Annotated in this window: 5 protein-coding genes; 4 read left to right on the top strand and 1 reads right to left on the bottom strand. The window is 64.2% G+C overall.

Features of this window, described 5'->3' with window-relative positions:
• The first annotated feature begins 22 nt into the window (after positions 1-22).
• The 3 genes from VNH11_17005 (at position 23) to VNH11_16995 (ending at position 6,854) form a co-directional block, all read left to right on the top strand.
• Entirely contained in the window at positions 23-1,381 is a 1,359-nt protein-coding gene (locus tag VNH11_17005; protein ID HVA48072.1) for an O-antigen ligase family protein, read from the top strand.
• Between the two features lie 134 nt (positions 1,382-1,515).
• Positions 1,516-2,103: a sigma-70 family RNA polymerase sigma factor gene (locus tag VNH11_17000; protein HVA48071.1), complete on the top strand. Its 588-nt coding sequence runs from the start codon at positions 1,516-1,518 to the stop codon at positions 2,101-2,103.
• Between the two features lie 161 nt (positions 2,104-2,264).
• Positions 2,265-6,854: a protein kinase gene (locus VNH11_16995; GenBank protein ID HVA48070.1), complete on the top strand. Its 4,590-nt coding sequence runs from the start codon at positions 2,265-2,267 to the stop codon at positions 6,852-6,854.
• A 485-nt stretch (positions 6,855-7,339) separates the two neighbouring features.
• Here VNH11_16995 and VNH11_16990 read toward each other — a convergent pair whose 3' ends face one another.
• Entirely contained in the window at positions 7,340-8,680 is a 1,341-nt protein-coding gene (locus tag VNH11_16990) for an AAA family ATPase (protein HVA48069.1), read from the bottom strand.
• A gap of 722 nt (positions 8,681-9,402) precedes the next feature.
• Between VNH11_16990 and VNH11_16985 the strand changes: the two genes are divergently transcribed.
• Positions 9,403-22,524 (top strand): cadherin-like domain-containing protein, encoded by a 13,122-nt coding sequence (locus VNH11_16985; protein HVA48068.1) that lies wholly within the window; start codon positions 9,403-9,405, stop codon positions 22,522-22,524.
• Positions 22,525-22,561 lie beyond the last annotated feature (37 nt).

Below are 22,561 nucleotides of genomic sequence, written 5' to 3'. Positions count from 1 at the left end.
CCTACATCCTTCGTCATTTTCCATGGAAACCTTTGTCGCCGTCGCAACGCTCATTGGTCTGATCTGGGGCGCCGCGCTGCTGCTGCGCGGCGGACCGTTGTATGGCGCGCTGTTGGTGCTTCTGACCGGCACCTGTTTCGGCCATCCCTTCCTGCACGTCGACACGGGGTTCATTCCTCTCACCGCCGATCGGCTGCTGTTTCTATTGGTGCTCGCGCTGTGCGCCACCTATCGAAAGCTCGGATTCGTCGCGCCCAAGCCGCTGGGCAAAGCGGAGATCGTGCTCGCGGCTTTCCTGTGCCTGCTCGTAGTGAGCACCTTGCTGCACGATTGGCGATTTCAGCACAACCTGCCCGCTTCGAAGCTGCTCTTTTACTACCTGATGCCGGCCGGCATGTACTGGCTGGCACGGCAGGTTCCGTTGTCTGAAGCGGCGACCCGTTGGGTCTTCGGCTTTTTGGCCCTGTTGGGCATGTACTTGGCCGGCACGGCCATCGCCGAATGCCTGCGCTGGAAGCAGCTTGTTTTCCCGCAGTACATCGCTTCCACGGAAATCCACGAGTTTCTGGGCCGGGGCCGCGGACCGCTGCTCAACCCGGCGGGCAACGGCTACTTCTTGGCCATCGGGCTTTGCGCGATGTGGATGGGTTGGCCCCGGCTAGGCTGGCCAGGCCGCCTGGTCATGGTCGCTTTAACCGCTCTGTTCGTTGGGGGATTCTATGCCACGCTGACGCGTTGCGTGTGGATGGGGGCGCTGGCCATGTCGTTGATCGTGGCTTGGCTGGTGTTGCCGCGATCGTGGCGGCTGCCCGTGGTTGCCGGCACGTTGCTGGCGGCGATGGCGATTGCAGCATCGCAGTGGGAGCGGCTGATTGAATTCAAACGCGACGAAGGCCAGAGCGCCCGTGAGGCCGCCGAATCGGCCAGGCTGCGGCCCGTGCTGGGCGTGGTCGCCTGGCGGATGTTTTTGGAGCGGCCGGTCTTCGGCTGTGGGTTCGGGCATTATCGCGAGCGGTTCGTGGACGTGCTCGACGATCGCTCCTCCGACTTGCCGCTCGACACTTCCCGCCGCTACGTGCAGCACAACGTTTTCTTGGGTCTGCTCACCGAGACCGGACTGACGGGCACGGTCCTGTTTATGATGCTGCTCGGTTATTGGTTGCGCGAGGCCTGGCTGCTGTGGCGCTCTTCGGCCCCGCTTTGGGCGCGGCAGCACGGACTGCTGTTCTTGGCCAGCATGGCCAGCTATTTCGCCAACGCCATGTTCCAGGATTTGGCGATCATTCCGATGGTCAACATGATGCTTTTTTTCCTGGCCGGGCTGATGCCTGACGCCCGACGCCCGACGCCCGACGCCCGACGCCCGACGCCTGACGCCTGACGCCCGACGCCTGACGCCTGACGCCTGACCCCGGTGCCGGCGCTCGCCAGCTCGCCTGGTCCCGGTGGCTTTCGTAGGCTGGCTCGGATTAGAATGGTTTGCACAGTTGGTTGCCGGTCAAAGCAGCAACGATCGTGGCAGTCACTTTACGGCAAGCGATGCAAACCACTTCCATCAGCCTCTTGCGGCGGCTTCAGCACGCGGGCACCGACCAAGATTGGCGGCGCTTCGTCGGTCTCTATACGCCGTTGTTGTTTCACTGGGTCCGCCAGACAGGCCTACGACCGCCCGACGACGCCGACCTGGTGCAGGACGTCTTCGCACTGCTTGTCGAAAAGCTGCCGCTGTTCGACTACGATGCCAAACAGAGTTTCCGGGGTTGGCTGCAGACCGTCGTGCGCAATAAAGTTCGCGACCGGCTACGGCGAAAATCGCTGCCCCAGGAGCACAACCCGGCCGAATTGGCGAAAGCGGTTGATGCGATGGGCGAGCCCGACGGTGGGGAGCGCGAACATCAGATGTTTTTGGCGGCCACGGCCTTGAGAATTATGAGATCGGAATTTCACGAAACGACCTGGAAAGCGTGCTGGGAGTTTGTGGTCGGCGGCCGTCCCGCGGCGGAAATCGCCGCCGAATTGGGCATCAGCGAGAATGGGGTTTACGTCGCCAAGTGCCGTGTGATGCGGCGTTTACGGAAAGAACTGGCGGGCATGCTCGACTAAGGTGGTGCGTAGGGTGGGACCAGCGAGCTTGCGAGCGCCGGCCCACCCTACGAAGTTTTTGCGCAGCCGCGCGCAAGGGTTCGCCGGTTCGACTCGTATTTATCTAGGGGGGCTTTGTCTGAGCTTTGCCCGATTCGAATTCAACGACCAGGAATTCGCGCATGACCGATGTCTTGAGTTGTCCCGACCAAGCCACGCTTCAGCGGCTGCTGGCCGGGCAAGTGCCCGACGAGCTGGCCGCCGATCTGGAGCAACATCTGCTTGACTGCCCGCATTGTTGTCAGCGGGTGCGAGAACTCTCTTCTTCCGATGCGGGCGAAGGTGCGCGTGCCGCCCGTGCGGCCCTGGAACTGTCCGACGAGCAAGCGGTAATCGAGGTGGCCGATCGCGCGGCGACCCTCCGCTTGCCGGGCGGCTCGACGGCCTTCACCGATACGGTCGCCGCCGCCAACGAACACACGGCCGACGGCTGGGACTTCCGCGGCGTTCTCGGTCCGTCCCAGGCCGAGGGCGAGTTGGGCCATTTTGGAGGCTACCGCGTGCTGCGCGTGTTGGGCGTGGGCGGCATGGGCCTGGTTTGGGAGGCCGAAGATCCGCAGCTTCGCCGCCGCGTGGCCTTAAAGGTGATGAAGCCCGCCCTGGCGAATCAAGCCGAACACCGCGAGCGGTTCTTGCGCGAGGCGCGGGCGGCCGCGGCCATCGATCATTCGCACATCGTCACCGTCTACCAGGTGGGCGAGCACCGCGGACTTCCTTTCCTGGCCATGCAATTGCTCCACGGAGAAACGCTCGACGACCTGCTGCGGCGGGAGGGGCGATTGCCGCCGGCCGAATGCCTGCGCATCGGGCGGCAAATGGCCGAGGCCCTGGGCGTGGCGCACCGCCGCGGCCTGATTCACCGCGACGTGAAGCCCGCCAACACCTGGCTGGAAGCCGACGGCGGCTGGGTGAAGCTCGTCGATTTCGGCCTCGCGCACGCCCTGGAAGACGACAGCCACCTGACGCAGACGGGCACCATCCTCGGCACGCCCGCCTACATGTCGCCCGAACAGGCCCGCGGCGAGGCGGTCGACGCGCGCAGCGACTTGTTCAGCTTGGGGGCCGTGCTGTATCGCATGACGACCAGTGTGGGGCCGTTCAAGGGGCCGAGCACGATGGCCGTCTTGATGTCGCTGGGGCTGCACCATCCCGACCCGCCGCGGGAGTTGAATCCCGACATTTCGCCTGAATTCTCGGATTTGATCATGCGCCTGATGGCGAAAGATCCTGCCGGCCGTCCGGCTACGGCCGAGGCCGTGGTGCAGGCGATTCGCGGGATCGAAGTAGCTCCGACCACGGTAGCTCCGACCACGGTAGCTCCGACACTCCGTGGCGGAGCGCCGGTCGCCAAAGGCGACCGGCGAGCGCCCCCGTCACGGAGTGCCGGGTCTACGGGGCGTCGGCCGCGCTGGCCGTGGGTCGTCGCCGCTGCCGGCGCGGCGGCCATGCTGCTGGCCGGCATCGTGGTCATCATCCGCGACAAAGACGGCAAGATCCTTGGCACGCACACCTACCCCGATGCCGATTCGGCGGAAGTTCGCCACACCGATTCGGCGGCAACTGCCAAAGTAGCTCCGACACTCCGTGGCGGACAAGAGCCGGTCGCCAAGGACGATCCCGACCAATCGGTCGTCAAATGGGTCCGTTCGTTGGGCGGCACCATCGGCGGCGGCAACGCGGAATTGGGTTACGTCATCATCAAACCGGATGAAAAGCTTCCCGCCGGGCGGTTCGATCTCGTCACCGCCGACCTTTTCAAAAAGCAAGTCAGCGACGCCGATCTCGCCCGCTTCGACGGACTCAAGCACCTGACGGGCTTGATGCTCCAAGGCACGGCGATCGGCGATCGAGGCATCGCCAAGCTGGGCAACTTGCCCGAATTGACGGGCGTCTACATCGGCGACACCAACGTCGGCGATGAGGGTCTCCGCGATCTGACCCGGCGCTTTCCCAAGATTGAAGTGCTGCACGCCGGAGGCACCAAGATCACCGATGCCGGCGTGCCGGCCCTCTTGGCGTGGAAAAACATCCAGGAATTGCGGCTGGGGTATACGGCCATCACCGACGAGTCGATCGACACGCTGGCCGAGCTGGAGCATCTCCGCGAGGCGTTCCTGGCGCGCACGAGCATCACCCGTGCGGGCATCGACCGGCTGCGTACCAAACTGCCCGACTGCACGATCGAATCGAGCTTCGGCACGTTCCCAGCCCGCGGCAAGACCCAGGACCGCATCGTCGCCGAGTGGGCCCACGGTTTGCGAGGAACGATCGGCTTGGCGGGCGGCCCCACGGGCTGGGTCAATGTCGGCCCCGACGATGCGTTGCCCGACTTCGATTTCGAGCTGGTGACGCTGGGAATCGACGTGCCGATCGCCGACGCCGATCTGACGCGGTTCAACGGCCTGAGACATTTTGGCTCGCTGGGGATCAATGGATCGCCGATCAGTGATGCGGGCATCGCCAATCTTGGCAACCTGCCCGAATTGGCGGGCGTCTACATCGGCCAGAGCAACGTCGGCGATGAGGGCCTGCGAGACCTGGCCCGGCGCTTTCCGAAGATCCGCGTGCTGCACGCCGGAGCGACCAAAATCACCGATGCCGGCGTGCCGGCCATGCTGGCCTGGAAGGATTTCCTGGTACTGGGGTTGCCGAACCAGGCCATCACCGACAAGTCGATCGACACGCTGGCAAAGCTCAAGTACCTCCGCGCGGTGTGGCTCGGAGGGACAAGCATCACCCGCGCCGGCATCGAACGTCTGCACGCGGCGCGTCCCTATTGCGCGATCGTCTCCGATTTCGGGACGATCGCCGAGCCGCCCATCGAGGGTGCGGCCTCGCTGCGCTTCAACGGCATCAACGAGCACGTCGACATCCCCACGCTGCGCTACGACGCCAGCCATCCGATCACCATCGAGGCCAGCGTGCATCTCGAACCGCCATTGGAACAATACGGCGAGGTGGTATCGAATTTGATGACCGAGGAAGGCCCGCCCGGAACGGCGCTACGCTGGAATGCGGACAGCGGTTGGAACTTCGTCGTCAAGACACAAGACCACCGCTCGATCAACTTCCCGGAACCGGAGCATTCGCCGACGAAAATCGCCGGAGTATTGGACGGTCGGAAAATGTCGCTGTATTGCGACGGCAAGCGGGTTGCCGTCGCCGAGTACCAACCAGCGCCGAGCGACGCGAAGAAGGGCGGGCACTTCGTGATCGGCGCCACGCAGACCATCGACGGGCAGTTTCGGTTTTTTCACTTCCTGGGCGTGATCGACGAAGTGCGAATTTCCGACGTCGCCCGCTACGACGGCGATTACGAACCGGTTTCGCGGTTCGAGCCCGACGAGCACACGATGGCCCTCTACCACTTCGACGAAGGAGAAAGCCAGGTGCTGCACGACGCCTCCGGCCACGGTCATCACGGCAAAATCACCGGCGGGCTGTGGGTCAAGGCGCGGCCAGCATCTTCAAGTAACCTAGCTCCGACACAACCCAACGTAGCTCCGACACTCCGTGGCGGAGAAATGCCGGTCGCCCAAGGCGACCGGCTCTCGCACCCGTCCTCCCGGCGCGCCGGAACCGGGTCTATTTTGCAGCCGCCGCCGTTGGAAAAGTGGCTCGAAGGCCGCAAGCTGCTCACAGTTTCGCAGGACGGCCGCGGGCAGTTCAAAACCATTCAGGAGGCGCTCGACGCGCTTCAGCCCGGCCAGGCGGTCGAAGTGCTCGACCGCGGGCCGTATCGCGAGACGGTCGCCTTTGGAACAACCAGGAACTGCGGGCTCATCAGCCGGGCCGGCGCCGTCATCGAGCTGGCCGGCAAACGCAAACCGACCTGGGAAAAAGACGCCGCTGACAATCAGTTCTTCGATAGTCTCGACCATTTCCGGCTCAGCGGCCTGACCTTCGCCGCCCAGGACCTGAGCCAACATTTGCCCGCCAATCCCTGGTTGATGCTGGCGGCGGCGGGCGACCTGCTCGTGGAGCGCTGCCGCTTCATCGGCGGCGAGCCGAACAACGGCAATGTCGGCGTGCTCGTCTATTGGACCAACGGCGGCAGGTCCGAGGCTTCCTGCGTGGTGCGCGAGTGCCGGTTCGACACGGCCTTGAACTTCGGTTTCAACCCCTCGGCCCCGAACCGCAGGCAACGGGCGCTGATCGAACGAAATTGGTTTCGTTCGACTCCGCAGGAGGCCTGCCTGATCGTCCGCGGCGCAGGCGACACGTTGATCATTCGCCATAACCTTTCCGACGGAACACAACCGGGCGCGTTGCACCTGCTCGACACCGCGGGCATGGGTCGGTTGGAGATTTCCAACAACTCGTTTCTCAGCGGGGGGGTTCGCTTGTTCGGCAGCTTGAACGCGGCGGGCACGCGCGTTCGCAACAACTTTTTGCCGGAAGGCATCGGTGCTGAAGGTGAAGGTGCGGCCAAACTGGCCGAAGCGGCCCGTGCCTGGCAGGTGGGTGGCAACATCTACCTCGAAGGCCCCTCTGGCAGCGACGAGCTGCCGCTCGCGGCGACGGATTTCGTCGCCAAGCCGCAGTTTCTTTCTCGCGACGCGGCCAGTCCCGACTATCTGCGCCTGGCCTCCGACAGCGAGGATGCTCGTCGTGGCGCCGGCGGTGACTGGCCGAGATACGTCGGCGCCTTGCCGCCCGGCCCGGCGCCGGCCGAGGGCGACTGGCTGACGCGCTGGATCGACGCCAAATAGCCGCGAATTCGAAGTTGGCCAAACCCGACCCGGAACGGGTCGTATTCGATAGCCCAGGGTGGAGCGCAGCGGAACCCTGGGTTGCCGCCGGAAAAACCCAGTGTTGCACCCTCGTTGTTCTACACATCTCGCGAGTCAGCCGCGTAGCGGCGAGATGGTTTAGCCGTGGGGCGCAAGCCCACGGTACCAATGAGGTAGATTAGGCAAGCCGCGTAGCGGCGACAGGGGTAGGGCGCCGCGAGCTCTGTCGCCGCTACGCGGCTGCGCGATCGTTGGCGTCCATTTTCCGTGGGCCTGCGGCCACGGCTAAACTCGATCGTCCCTACGGGACTGGGGAACGCCACTTGTGTAGAACAACAAGGGTTGCACCCCGGGCTATCGAATGACGCCCGTTCCGGGCTGACGGCGGACAGGCCGGTTCGCGAAGGCGACCGGCTATCGCCCTCCGCCACGGAGTGTCGGAGCTACGTTGGTCGGCGGGCCGCCTACCCGTTTCGGAGGACCGCCTGGAACGCTTCCAGGGCCTGGCGTTCGCGGCGAAGCTTGCGGAGACGCCGTTTGCTGGATCTGGAAGCGGTTTGCGGCGCCGGCTCGCTCTTTGGAAGGCTGCCAACCGTTTCCAAGGCTGCCACGCTGGGCGGCGCGTCCCGCCGCGGTTCCACGCGCACCACGGCCGAATTTGGAAGGCTGCCAACCGTTTCCAAGGCTGCCACGCTGGGCGAGGCGTCCCGCCGCGGTTCCACCTGCGCCACGGCCGAATTTGGAAGGCTGCCAACCGTTTCCAAGGCTGCCACGGTTTCCACGCGAAAGCCCCAGAGCCACGGACCGCCCTGCCCGGCTTTGGTCGGGTGAAGTCCCAGCTCGGCGGCCGCCCGCCGCACCGTCCGTTCGGCAAGATGACAGAGACGGACTTCTTCCCACAGCCGCTGGGCCTCGATCGGACCCTCCGCGAGCAAGTCCAGGAGCCACTTGCCCGCCTGCCGCCGTTCCGGGCGATCGACGGTGCGGGCAGAGGCCGCCAGCAGGTCGTCGGCCGTCACCGGCCTTGGTTCCGTCTGCCACCGCAGGCGGTCGTCTTCGATCCGAAACGCCAGACTGTCGGCCGTGCGGCCCAAACGGTTCTGGGCGCATGCCGCCAGGCGAATCTCGGGGCGATACGGGTCGCGCGCCAGCAGCCAAACCAGCGGGGCCGCGGCCAGCAGGGACTCGAGCATCCGGTTCGTGCCCGCCCGGCCGCCTTTCTCCAGCGGCCAGACGACGACCACGGCAATCTGACGCCGTGCCGCCAGCTCGGCCAACTGGTCGAGCGCGTCGGCCGGCCCCTCGGCACGCGGGCCCGGCTGCCGCAGCCAGCCCCGCAGATCGTCGATCACCACCAGCGAGCAATCGGCGAGCTGTGCCAGCGCGCTTTCCAGCTTGGCGATCAGGGTTTCGGCGGGCGTGACGGCCTGGGGCGGTTCAGCGTCGGCATTGATGAGGGCCACTTGCCGGGGACCGGCGCCGGCCGCCATCAGCCGCCGTTTGACGACCGCGTTCAGGTGCCGGTCGGAATGGGCGACGACGACCGGGCCGGCGGGACCCTGGCCGTGCGCGTCGGGCCAGGCTGCGCCGTTCGATGCCCGCGCGGCGATGTCGGCGGCCAGCAGGCTTTTGCCGCTGCCGGCCTCGCCCGCCACGACGGTCACGTGGCCGACGGGAAGCCGGTCGGGCCAGAGCCAGCGTGTGTCGGCCCCGTCGATCTCGTCGAGCCGCAGCAGTTCGCCAGGGGCCGCGGTCAAGTCGCCGGTCACAGGCCGGCCGCCGTCGCACATGGTTTCGCATGACATGGATTTGTCTCCAAGTTTATGAATTGTTGTCGGTGTCCCGAAGTATACGGTATATATGAACATGATGTCAATAGGCGGCGGGTGACAACTTCGAAGGCGTCGGGCAAGTCGCTCCGACACTCCGTGGCGGAATAAGGTGCCCGCCTCGGTAGCCGGCTTTAGCCGGGCTTTTGACCGCTTGCCACCAGCTTTGGCTGGTGGTTGCCGGCACCAAAAGATCCCTCTGCCAGCCGGCTTCAGCCGGACTTCTCAACCCTGGCTTCAGCCGTGCCGGCGACGTAAAGCTTCGCCGAACCCGTTCCCATTTTCACACTAACCCGAAGCGCAAGCGAGGTTTTGCCTCCGTTTCACGTTCCTCGCTGGCGCTTCGGGTTGGTGTACGGCACCTGCGTACCGGGTTAGGCGAAGCTTTACCCGGCGACAGGTTTCCTCTCGGATTTCAGTGCGGTCGAGAAGCGCGGCTCAAGCCGGCCCAAGAATCCTTCGTTAGGCCCGCGAACCACCGGCTAAAGCTCGTGGCAAACGGGATGGCGGTCGCGCCACAAAACCAGCCTCGGCGTCACGGACCACTGGCAACATTTTTTTCCGCGGCGCGCAAGGTTTCGGCGGCCCGACTCGTACATGTTCATAGAAAGCGGAGAAGTAGTCCGGATTTACTTTGCTTTGCGATTTCCCGCTAGGTAAGCTCCGAAGAGCCTGCATTCGAACCTGGGAGACCAATCATGACGCGATTCACAGAATACCAGGCGGGTTTTTCTCGTCGATTCTTTTCCCGCAGGTGTACCTCGCTGCGGGCGAAGAGCGCTCGACGGCGAAATTCGCTCGGCCAAGAGCTTCGCCTGGCGCTATTTCAGCCGCTGGAGGAGCGGGTGATGCTCGATATCGGCGGGGCGAACAGCCTGCCGCCGACCATCGTGGTCGGCCGCACGCTCTCGGCCTACGACGTGCCGGACGTGCAGAACAACCAGGAAACGCTCACCTTCACGGTCTACAACCAGGCCGCCGACCCGATCACCGGCGTGTTGCTGACCGATACGCTGGAAAACGGCGTCACGTTTGCCAGCGCCAGTCAGTTGCCCGACCAGAACGGCCAAGAGCTTGCCTGGAGCCTGGGCACGATTCAGCCTTACGACCGGGCCAGCGTGACGCTCACGGTGTCGCTCGCCAGCCCCACGCCCACCACGCTCGACACGGGCGCGAGCACCTACGGCACGCTCGACGCGGGCATGGTCACCTGGACGACCGCGCCGGCCACGCTGCGAACCACGGCCATCGCCGCCGCTCTGTTGGCCAGCACGCCCGACGCCAATACGACCGATCCCTACGTGCAGGAGAAAGTGGCCGAGCTGAACTACGACCCAACGCAGATCTACAGCTTCCTGCAAACGCAGATCGGCTACAACTCTTACGTCGGCAGCTTGCGCGGCGCTCGCGGCACGCTGTGGTCGAGCGCCGGCAACTCCCTCGACGACGCCAGCCTGGGCGTTGCCCTGATGCGGGCCAGCGGCATTCCCGCACAATACGAAGTAGGGACGCTCACGACCGCTCAGGCCCAGCAGCTCATCCTCTCGATGTTCCCGGCCAGTTATCAAACGGTGGGCTACATCCCCACCGGCACGCAGACATCCGACCCGGCGAACGACCCGCAATTGCTGTCGGAGACGAAGGACCATTTCTGGTTTCAGTTCGACGCCGGCAACGGCATGAAAGACGCCGACCCCGAATTCGCGGGGCAGGCGACTGGCCAAGCAGCCACGGCCTCGACAAACAGCTTCACTGACGTGCCGCAGAGCCTGCGGCAGACGACGGAAGTGTCTTTGACGGCCGAGACCTATAACCAAGCGGTTGGTGCGTTTGCGCCGGGAGTCTCTCCGTTTACTGAAACCGTCGTCCTCGACCAGACCTTCAACGACGTTGACTTGGTCGGCGTCCCTGTCTCGTTAGGCAATTTCATTAGCGCGCAAGGGTTTACTGGTAGTCTGACCCACGCCACGTTTACCTATTCACCTTATGTTGAGCTCGGGGATGGCAGCACCCCCGGTTCCGATACGATTATTCGTGGCACCGACTATCAAGAAACGTACAATAGCTTTCCATTCGGAAGTGACGTGTTGACCGGCCTCTTTCTTAATGTCTCATTTCAATCCGCCGAGGTCAACGGACAGCGCCAGACCACGACAGAGAACAAAACGCTGTTCGACCGAATTGGATTTGCCCAGCGCCAGGCCGCTGGCCCTGTCTCTTTGAACCTGCCAAGCACGCCCGAGGCGGCTCTTTCTGCGCTCGACATCGTTACACTCGAGATTTCCGGCGAAACAGAAGACGACCACGAGGTTGGTTTTCAGATGACGCTTAGTCGACAACTCGCTACACAAAACATCGGACTCGCACAGAGTGTTGTTCAAGGCGGACCTGCCCCGGGCGGCGCATCCCTAAACCAACTAAATTCGTTGACCTCTCAAGTGGTAACGGAAACGAATGTGCTTTTGGGCCAAACCTTCCTCGCCGACTCTGATTTGGCCTCCGCAGGCATAGCATCGCCGCTCTTTACCACGGCGTATTATGATTCTCCCCGTGTCGTTGCCGTATCAAGTTCCTTATCATTCAACGAATCGGCCACTCAGGCGGCACTGAACTACAACCTCGATATTCTCGCTGACACTCCGGACGTTGTCGTTGCCCCAAACCAGTCGAACACCATGATTGTCGCGTTCCACTTCATGCATGGCATATCTGACAGCGTCATTGAGGGACACGTCATGAATGCGCTCCCGTCGAACGGCGGCGCACAATCGTTATCGGCAATGGGAGTAGTTCTTGGCTCTCTCGCGAGCGGTTCTAATTTGGTCGTGCTGAGTGGCGCGTCGGATACATCGAAGTTAAGCGCACTGCAGATTTCGGCAGAGTCAAAAGCTCGAATAAGCGCTGCGTTAAGTGCCGGACTAGCGGTCATCGTGCCCGCCTCCCCGGTGGTGATTGATGGTTCGCCGAGGACGGCATGGATTCAAGTGAATACCGTGACTGGCGACGCCGTAGCCGTGGCAGACGATGGTACGCATGGAGCTTCGGAGCAAAGCGCGGCATACGCACTTGCCGATGAGCTAGTCGATGCGGCAGTAGCCGCGGGCACGAAGGAGGCGGGCATCGAAGCCGGCCAGATAGCGGGCGATGATCTGGTGGAACTGGTCGTAAATGATGCCCGCGCGGCAAACGCGGGATTAGAAAAACAAGCGATGAAAGACGCGGTGCGTGAGGCAGTTAGCGACTTCGCCCAATACTTCGGCAAGCAGGCGGTTGCCCATTTGTCCAGTAGTTCGGACGTGATTGTTCCATTGCTCGATAGCTTTTGGAAGTATGTAGATGAATCTTTAAAGGTGGTACAAGCTGATCCACCGCTGGACGGCTTTACCGCCAACCCGACGGCGCCAATTTCTCGTATGGCAACCGTCACGTCCGATCCTACACCAGATCTCGCTGCTAGTGGTGTTGTAGAGGGGGCGGACGATGTCGTGGCCATGCAGGCGGACGGCGACCTTCGGGCGACGTGGACCGCGAGTGCGACGAGCACCGCCGATGTGCAGTCGGTTAGCGTAAGCGCCGGGGCGGTCGTGGCTGACGGTGGAGAGGCACTTGGAACCGGCACAGTCACGCTCAGCACAACCGAACCTGTTCAGGTGAGTGTGTCCGGACAAGGTCAGTACCAGATCAGCGGCAGAGGATTCCTTAGCCTCTACAGCCAAGCCGAACAAACGCTCGGCGTTGGCGGAGACTGGTCAGATTATTTGGCGACCGTCACAGGCAATCTTGTGATCACCCTGACGGTCCCAGGAGATGTTTTGAGTCTCAACGGCCAGAATCTCCCCGCCGGAACGTACAGTATTAATGCAAACTCCGCCAGTCTGTCGGGCAGCGGCACGACTACCACGCCAACTTTCGCCGGAACGGCTTCCATAACGGCGACGACCGGCGCCGTGGAGTTAGGGCCGGGCTCAGGCAATCTGAACGTTGGCGGGGACCCACTTAACACCGCTGACGAAACAACACTGACGGGCTACAACGGCACGATCAGCGTCTCTGCCAACGGGACCGACAGCGAGGCGGTGACACTCAGCGGGAACACCGCCAACTTGCTGACGCTTGCACCGAGCGTGGCGACTCTGACCACCAACCAGAATAGGGCGGTGTTGTTCAACGCGGGCGTGCAGACAAGCTTCGCGGATACGTACAATTTGACGGCCAACGCGCCGACGGGTTGGACGGTGACGATCGACGCCACGGGCAAAGTGACCGTCACGCCGACGCCGGGCACCCAGAGCGGCACGTATCCGATTCAAGTCATCGCGCAATCAACGACGAACCCCGACTTAGTTTCGCAGGCTACCGTCGAAGTGACCGTGACCTCGACGATGCCTGGCATGACGCTCGCCGTGAAGCCGGATCCACTTTTCACGGCGCCGTTTGACGGCGCTCAAGTTCCTAGCGCCTTCCAAGCCACGATCCAGAACACCGGGCCGTTGCCGGATACGTATAACGTAACGTTCGCGAACGTGCCCAGCGGTTGGACCATCGTCGACAGCGGAACGTCGGTCACCGTGCCCGCGGGAGAGACCGGAATTTTGGGAGTCTATTTGCAGCCGACGGGAACTTCGCTGCCGCCGCCGGGAACGAACCTGTCGTTCACGGTTACGGCGACCAGCGCGACGAATTCGGCGATTACGCAAACGGTCGATGTGACGTTCGTGATGCCGGCGATCGCGGCGGCGACGGTGACGAGCGATCCGGTTGAGTTGTCGACCACGCCGGGTACGGCCACGACGGCGACGATTACGATCACGAATGTCGGCAATGTGCCGTATAACGCGGCACTGGCGACGACGACGGATAGCGGATTGGCGATCAGCGGGCTGCCGTCGCCGGGCACGATTGCGGTCGGGCAGTCCGTGACCGAGACCGCCACGCTGACGCCCGATGCGAGCACGCCGCTGAATTCGACGCTGAATGCGACGGTGAATGTGGATCAGGCGGCGACGCAGAATGGGGTGTCGGTGGTCGAGGTGAATGCGAGCACAGCCGGGGCGGCTGTGCCACAGAACGGGACGGGCCAGGAGGTCCATCCTCCAGGCTTCGCCGTCGCCGGACAGAGCGTCGATGTAATGGCTGACGTGCAGAGCGAGGTGAGCCAGAGCGAACAAGGCGAGGCGTCGTTCACGGTCACGGATGCACAGGGCAACACGGTGTTTAGCTCGACGGCAGTGCCGATCACGCTCGACACGATCGGCGCGCTGGCCACGGTCGATTTGGGCACGTTTGACACGACCGGATTCGCGCCGGGAGAGTACACGATCAACGTGTCGATCGCCCAAAGCGGCAGCCCGCCCGTGCCCATCGCCGGGGCGACAGGTTCGACGACGTTGACCGTGGGCTTGCCCGTCTCGGCCAGCGTGTCGGTCGATAGTGATAATCAGACGCCGGGGCCGGTCACGAGCACCGAGACGCTGAACGTCACCAGTAACGCCGTTATGGGCAATGTGGCGATCGATAGTACGGCCACCAGCGTGGCCGTGAGTCCCGGTGCGCCGGGACTGGCCTACGTGGCCGGCACGCAAGATATCAGCGTGGTCGATATCAGCAATCCGATCAGCCCGAAGGTGCTGGGCACGTTCGGAAGCAAAGATATCAGTCAGGGCGGGTTCAACCTGGTGCAAGTGGCGAATGGCGAGCTGATTGTCGCTTCGCAACCGCCGAGCGCCGGCAGCGAGATCGCGCTGCTCGTCTATTCGCTGGCCAACCCGCAAGCGCCCGCGCTCCTGGGAAGCGCGTCGGTGCCGTACAACTATCTCAACGGTATGACGATCGAGGGCACGACGGCCTATCTCTCCACCTACGGCCAGACGTACGACGCCAACGGCGACGTGTTGAGCCAAACGGGCGAATTGGTGGCCGTCGATTTCAGCAACCCGGCCACGCCCGTCATCGGCGGCGCCCTCTATAACGACCAGCCCCAGCCCGCCGGACACGCCTCGTTCGTCAATGAATCGGCCGCGGTGAACCCGCAGACGCTGCTCGTGACAGGCTCGACTTCGACGGGAGCGAGTACGCAGACGGGTACGGGAACGGTGACGGTGGTGAATACGGGCGCCGGAGGCACTTTAAGCACGGGAGCGACGCTCACCATACCGGCCACGGTCGACGCGGTGGGCATCGCCATCGACGGCACGCACGCACTGGTGGTGGGCAGCACCGGAGGCTTGGTCAGTCCCTTTAGCGATCCGTCGCAAGTTGGGCTTTCGGGCAACGTCACGCTCACGCTGCTGGATATTACGAACCCCGCCAGCCCGACCGTCATCGGTTCAACGGTCATCACCCAAAACACGTTTCAACCGGTCGGCCAATTTCCGCTCAGCGCGCTCAATGTCATCGACCTGGGCAACGGTCAGTTCGCCATCAACGGCACGCTGTCGAATGGTTCGCCCACGTTGCTGCTGGTCGACGCCAGCAACCCAAACAGCCTGGCGACGAGCAATATGTCGACCAACGCCAACGCGGCGGGCCTGACGCTGGCCGACGGCCAACTGTTCGGCGCGGCGGCCGACGGGCTCACGATTTACCAGGCCGCGGCCCTGACCACCACGCCCACGACCGTGACCGTCACGGTGCCGACGAATGGCGTGAGCATCGTGCCCAATTCGTTCAGCCTCGCGCCGACGAGCACGTCGAACGGCACAAACAGCGAAACGTTGACGTGGACATTGAACCTGGCGCCGGGCGCCAACCAGCAGATCACCTGGCAAACGAATGTCGCTGATTTGCAGGCGGAGCAGGTGCAGCCGGTGGTGACGGCGGCGACGGTCGAGTTTACCTCGCCGGGATCTCCGCCACGGAGTGTCGGAGCTACTTTGGGCGGAGCTACTTTGAACCTCGCCGGCGTGCCGACGCCGATCAGCGTGACCATACCTGTTGAAGTGGCCGCGCCGGGCGTGCCGGCCATCGAGAACGCGGCCGTCGCGGCGCAAAACCTGAACATTCCGGGCCTTCCGCAGCAGCTCAACGATCTGGGCCTGGCGCTCACGAACCTGGTCGAGACGCCCACCAGCAACGTCTACCTGAGCCAGGCCACAGCCGCGCTGGCGAGCCTGATCACGCTGGTCACCAACGATCCGTTCCTTTCCGGCTATGCCGCCGGCTTGACGACGGCGCAAACGGAACTGTCCTCGGCGACGACGCCAACTCAGATTCAAACGGCCATCACGAACCTCGGCACGGCACTCGATTCGCTGGCGCAGGCGATCACCGACTACGCCTTGCACGGCTTCACGCTTTCGCTGGCCAGCAGCCAGGCGCTGGCCTTGCCCGGCGCGCCGACGCTCTACAACGTGCTACTGCAAAACACCGGCAGCCAAACCACGACTTACGACTTCAGCGTGAGCGGCCTGCCGACCGGCGTCACCGCCACGTTCAGCCCGACCTCGATCACGCTCGCGCCGGGTGCGTCGATTCCCCAGGGCACGACCACCGTAACGCTCAACCTCACGCAATCGGGCACTGCGCTCGTCGGCGGCAACTTCACGGTGACGGCCACCGCCGAAGGGGCCAGCGAGATCACACTCGACACGCCCGGCCAATTGACCTTGCTGGCCGAGTCGCTCACCGTGCCCGTGGTGACCGTCACGCCGCCCTTCACGCAGCCGGGCGGCATGGTCGACGTCACGGCCAAGATCGAAACGGTCGTCAATGAACCGCATACGCTCTCCGCATCGTTCACGGTGAGCGATCCCAACGGCAACGTAATCTACACCGATGCGAACCCGCAGACCGTGCCGCTGACTGACACCAGCGGCCTGACCACCGTCGATCTGGGGAACATCGATACGACTGGCTTCGCCGACGGGGTCGATACGGTGACGGTGACGGTAACGGACAGCTCTTCGCCACCGAGCGTGCCGGCTACTTTGCCCACGGCCACCGCGCAGGGCAATCTAACCATTGGCCTGCCGGTGAGCGCGAGCGTTTCGACCAACCCGCCGTTGTTGCCCGAAAACACGGTGCCATCGGGCCTGCTCAACGTCACCACCACCCTGTCGGTCGACGCCGAGACGCCCTTTCCTGATCCGTTGACGCTCGAGGCGCTTTCCCCGAGCACGATCGGCGCCACGGATGTGGCGCTCTACCCTGCGGCTGGCACGACCTATGCCTATGTGTCGGGCGGAAATGGCATCGACGTCGTGGATGTCACCAATCCGGCCGCGCCGATCGACGATGGCGTCTTCGGTACGAGCGACATTGTGAAAGGTGGTTTCACCAAGGGCGTCGTCGACAACATCGGCGGGACCGAGTATCTGATCGTGGGCACCACGGCCACACTTAACGCCAACCAGTTCACGCTGCTGTTCTATTCGCTGACCAATCCGGCCGCGCCCACGCTCGTCAGTAAAACGGCGTTCGATTACGAATTCATGAACGATCTGGTGATCGACGGCCCCACGTTGCTCGTGCCTACGAGCGGCCTTTACTTCTTCGCCGGCGGCCTCGAAGGCGAATACGGCACGCTGCTCTCGATCGACATCAGCAATCCGGCCGCCCCCACGCTGAACGGGGCGCTATACAACAACCCCGGCCCGCCCGAAGCCGGCGACACACTGCAGTTCGGCGGACTGGTCGTCAAGCCCGGACTGGCCTACATCGCCAGCTCGACCTCGACTTCCAGCGCCGACAGCATCAACCCCGGCGTGGGCCGCCTGCTGGTGGTCGACGACACCAACCCGGCCCAGCTCTCGGTCAGCAAGGAAGTCGACATTCCGGGCACGTTTCAGGCCATCGACGTTGCCATTCAGGGCAGCCAGGCGCTGGTGGTTTCCAGCACGGGGGGCCCGGCCGGCGACCTATCGAACTTTGGCGAGGTGAGCGGCCACCTGGCGCTCTCGCTGATGGACGTCAGCGACCCGACCAATCCTCAGTTGATCGGCACGACGCTGATCACCGCCGACAATTTCGCGACCTCCGTCCAGAACGGCGGCGCGGTCTCGGTTTTGTCGCTAGGCAACGGCCTGTATGCCGTGAGCGGGGCGATCTCCGGCGGCAAGCCCGTGCTACTCTTGGTCGACCCGACCGACCCCAACAACATCACCGTCAGCGCCACCACCATGCCCGTGCTGGGCAACGAAATGGCGGTGTCAGGCGACATTCTGTACGCCACCAGCTCGCAAGGGCTGACCACCTACCAGATCGGTTCGATCGCGCACACTTCGTATACCGCGTCGGTGGAAGTGCCGACCGATGCGAACACGAGTATTGTCAGCGGGTCGTTCAACATCCCGCCGACTTCGATTACGACCGGTACGAACTTCGACACGCTGACTTGGGTCCGGCAACTCGCCTTCGGGCAGGACCAGCCGACCTTCACCTGGCAAACACAAGTAGCCGACCTGGCGGCGAATGAAGTCCGGCCCGTGACACTCGGCACGTCGCTGTCGTTTGTCAGCCAGTCGACGCCCGGCTCGTTCACCCTGCCGGGCACGTCGGTGACGGGCGAGCCGGTGATCGAGGTGCTGCCGACTTCTGCCACGATTCCACCCGGCGGCACGGCCACCTTCGACGTGCGGCTGAGCAATCCACTCAATCAGACGGTCGACTACTATCTGCAATCCATCATCGGCTCGAACTTTACGAACAACGTGCCGCTCAAGGTCACGATGCAGCCCAACAGCACGGTCGATCTGCCGTTTCAGGTGACGGCCAAGATCAACGACGCCGCGAGTACCTGGCAAGAGTATATCATATTAAGGGGCTCCCTGCCGCCCAGCGACGAAGCCGGCTCGGGCGAGTCGGGCGAGGCCCCTTTTACCGTGACCATCGCCGGCACGCCCGTCATCCCCACGCCCGACGCGCACGGCGTGGCGATCAACCTGACGCCCGCCAAGGCCAGCGCCGGACCCGATGGCATCGCACAATACACCGTGCAGGTGACCAACACGGGCAGCGTCGAAGATTCCTTCGGCCTCGGTATCAGCGGTCCCGGCGCGCTGAATGCCAGCTTTCAGCTTCCCAGCGATTCGCTGTTCAATGAGTTCAAGATTCCGCCCGGCGCCAGCCGCGATGTCACGCTGACGCTTGCGCCGGCCGCGTTCACCACATCGCCCGGCGACTATCCCTTCACGGTGACTGCCACGGCGGCGTATGTCACTCCGCCGCCGTCCGCCGCGGCCAGCGGCACGCTCACGGTTTTGGGCCCAGGCGTGTACGTGAATTTGCAGCCCACCACAGCCTCGACGGCGCCCGGCGCGCCGTATCAGGTTACCGTGCTAAACGTCGGCACAACCAGCGACACGTTCAACCTGAGCCTGGCCGGCCCAGCGGCACAGATCGCCAGCCTGGCGGCCACGCAGACCATGACCCTCGCTCCGGGCAATTCGCAGAGGATCGACATCACCACCAGCGCGGCCGCTTTCGCCGACGCGGGCAAACTGCCGCTCACGGTCGTCGCCACCTCGCAGGCCAACCCCGCCGCGCAGGGCGCTTCGACCGCCATCTTGACGGTGCCCTCCACGCAGTCGGTCTCGGCGAGTTTCTCGCCACCCACGCAAAATCTGGCCGCGCCGGGCGCGACGTCGTTCTTGTTGCAAGTGAACAACACGGGCAACACCGAAGATCAGTATTCAGCGACGATCACCGGCACGACCGGCGCGATCACCGCCAGCCTGATCGGCCTCGACGGCCTGCCCGCCCAGAGCGTGCCGCTGTTTATCTTGCCCGGCCTGGCGCAAGGCGCGATCCTGCTCGATGTTTCGGGCGGCAGCCCCGGCCAGGGCACGGTGACCGTCACCATCCAATCGCTCACCAACAGCTCCGAGAATACGACGGCCACGGCCACGCTCAACGTCGCCTCGCCCGTGCAGATGCAACTGGCCTTGAGCGCCGACAGCGGCATTACGCCCGTCGAAGGCTCGACCACCACGATCGCCAGCAGCGTGCTCGATGCGTCGGTCGTCGGCGCCACGGTCGCGGCCAGCGGCATCGTGTATACAGTCACCTCGCTTCCGACCAACGGCACACTGCTGTTGAACGGCCAGGCCTTGGCCGCGGGCGGCACTTTCACCCAAGACGACATCAACAACGGCCGGCTGATCTACCAAACGACAGAGGAAGGCGCCGATTCGTTCGCTTTCAGCGTCGCCTCGACCAACGCCTTGGGCACCACCGGCACGCTGCAGATCGCGGCCAGCGACGCGCCCTTGACCATCAGCGGCGGCTTCAGCTACACGGCGACGGAAGGCGCCGCCGGCACGTCGCAGGCCGTGGCCACATTCAGCGACACCGGCGGCCCCGAGGCGCTGGCCGACTACGCCGCCACCATCAACTGGGACGACGGCACCAGCGCCACCGCCGGCACGCTTGCGGTCGATGCGAACACGGGCATCTTCACCGTCAGCGGCGCCCACACCTACGCCGGCGACGGCACGTTCGGCGTCACCGTCACCGTGACGCACGAAACCGCGCCCGCCGTCACCGCCACCAGCGCGGCCGACATTGGCGCCACGGCGGTTCCGGTGCTGACTCTGGTCAACGACAAACCGATCGCCACCACGGAAGGTTCTTCGGTAATCTTGACAAACTCGCTGCTCGAAACGACCGATTCCGACACTTCCGTTTCAGCTTCGACCATCCTCTACACGATTACCGCCGCGCCCACGCTCGGCACGCTCGCCGACGATGGAGTTTCGCTCACCACCGGCGGCACGTTCTCGCAGCAAGACATCAACAACGGAATCGTCACCTATCACTCCACCGAGGATGGCGCCGATTCGTTCGCCTTCAGCGTGGCCGCGGGCACGGCCGCGCCGATCAGCGGCACGCTGGCCATCACGGCGGCCGACGCGCCCTTGACCATCACCGGCGGCTTCACCTACGCGGCGACGGAAGGCGCCGCGGGCACGGCCCAAACCGTGGCCACCTTCAGCGATACCGGCGGCCCCGAATCGCTTTCCGACTACGCCGCCACCATCAACTGGGGCGACGGCAGCAGCGCCTCCCCCGGCACGCTCGCGGTCGATGCGAACACGGGCATCTTCACCGTCAGCGGCGCCCACACTTACGCCGGCGACGGCACATTCGGCGTCACCGTCACCGTGACGCACGAAACCGCGCCCGCCGTCACCGCCACTAGCGCGGCCGATATTAGCGCCACGGCGGTTCCGGTGCTGACTCTGGTCAACGACAAACCGATCGCCACCAGGGAAGGTTCTTCGGTAATCTTGACAAACTCGCTGCTCGAAACGACCGATTCCGACACTTCCGTTTCAGCTTCGACCATCCTCTACACGATTGCCGCCGCACCCACGTTCGGCACGCTCGCCGACCATGGAGTTTTGCTCACCACGGGCGGGACGTTCTCGCAGCAAGACATCAAGGACGGCATCGTCACCTATCATTCGACCGAAGAAGGCAACGATTCGTTCGCCTTCAGCGTGGCCGCGGGCACAGCCGCGCCGATCACAGGCACCCTGGCCATCACGGCGGTCGACGCGCCCTTGACCATCACCGGCGGCTTCACCTATACGGCGACGGAAGGCGCCGCCGGCACGGCCCAAACCGTGGCCGCCTTCAGCGACACCGGCGGGCCCGAGGCGCTCTCCGACTACGCGGCCACCATCAACTGGGGCGACGGCGCCAGCGCCACCGCCGGCACGCTCGCGGTCGATGCGAACACGGGCGTCTTCACCGTTTCCGGATCTCATACTTACGCCAACGGCGGCACGTTCGGCGTCACCGTCACGGTGACACACGAAACCGCACCGGCCGTCACGGCCACCAGCAGCGCGGCCATTTCCGCGGCGACCATCACCAGCCAAGGCGGCATCGCAGCCACCGCGCTGGCCGTGACGGGCTACGAGTTCAGCCCGCCCACGACGGTTGCCGTGGCCACGTTCACCGACGGCGACGGCTCACTGCCCGCCGGCGATTTCCGCGCCACGATCGACTGGGGCGACGGCGCGACTTCGACGGGCAGCGTGTCGGCGGCCGCGGCCGGCGCAGGCGGGACGCCCGCACCACAATATACGGTCGGCGGCGCGCACGAGTATCTGGACGAGGGACAGTACACGGTCCGCGTGAGCATCGAGCAGACGGCCGGGCCCGTGGCCGGCGTCACAACGGCGACCGTCAGTGCCAGGGCCACGATTCACGAGCAATTGGTGCCTAATGGGACGGTGGGGTCGCACGACCAGAATTACATTCAGGAGATTTATCGCGACGTGTTTGGCCGCCAGGCCGATCCGGGCGGCCTCGAATTCTGGGTCGACGAACTGACGCGGGGCACGCCGCGCAGCGAAGTCGCCTACCAAATGGTCCAACTGGCCTATCCGGAAGAGTTTCAGCGCGATACGGTCAAGTCGCTCTACCAGCAATACTTGGGCCGCGCCGCCGATCCCGCCGGCATGCAATTCTGGACCGCCTATCTCTACGACGGCGGCACCATCGAGGGAATGGCTCAGGCCCTGGTTGGCTCGCTGGAATACTTCCAGGTGCGCGGCCAAGCCACGGACGCCGGGTTCCTCGGCGCGCTGTTCCATGACGCCCTTGGCCGCGGGATCGGTTCCGCGGACCTGACCTATTTCGAGGGCCTGATGGCCAATGGCATGTCGGCGTCCGACGTGGCGGCCATCCTCTTCAACAGCGACGAATATCATCGCCTGCGGGTCGACGCGCTGTTCGAGCAGTTCTTGGGCCGCCCGGCCGATGCCGACGCGCTGCGGTACTTCGGCGGCGAGCTCGACGGCGGCGCGACCGACGAGCTGGTCATTTCGCAGTTGATCTCCTCAGACGAGTATTTCGAAAAGTCGCAGGTCTGAAATCCACCAAGTTCCCATAATACATCGTCACTCGTCA

The sequence above is a fragment of the Pirellulales bacterium genome, assembly GCA_035533075.1.
Lineage (GTDB): Bacteria > Planctomycetota > Planctomycetia > Pirellulales > JAICIG01 > DASSFG01.
The sequence above is the reverse complement of the archived record's forward strand: the minus strand, read 5'-3'. Positions and strand labels throughout refer to the sequence as shown.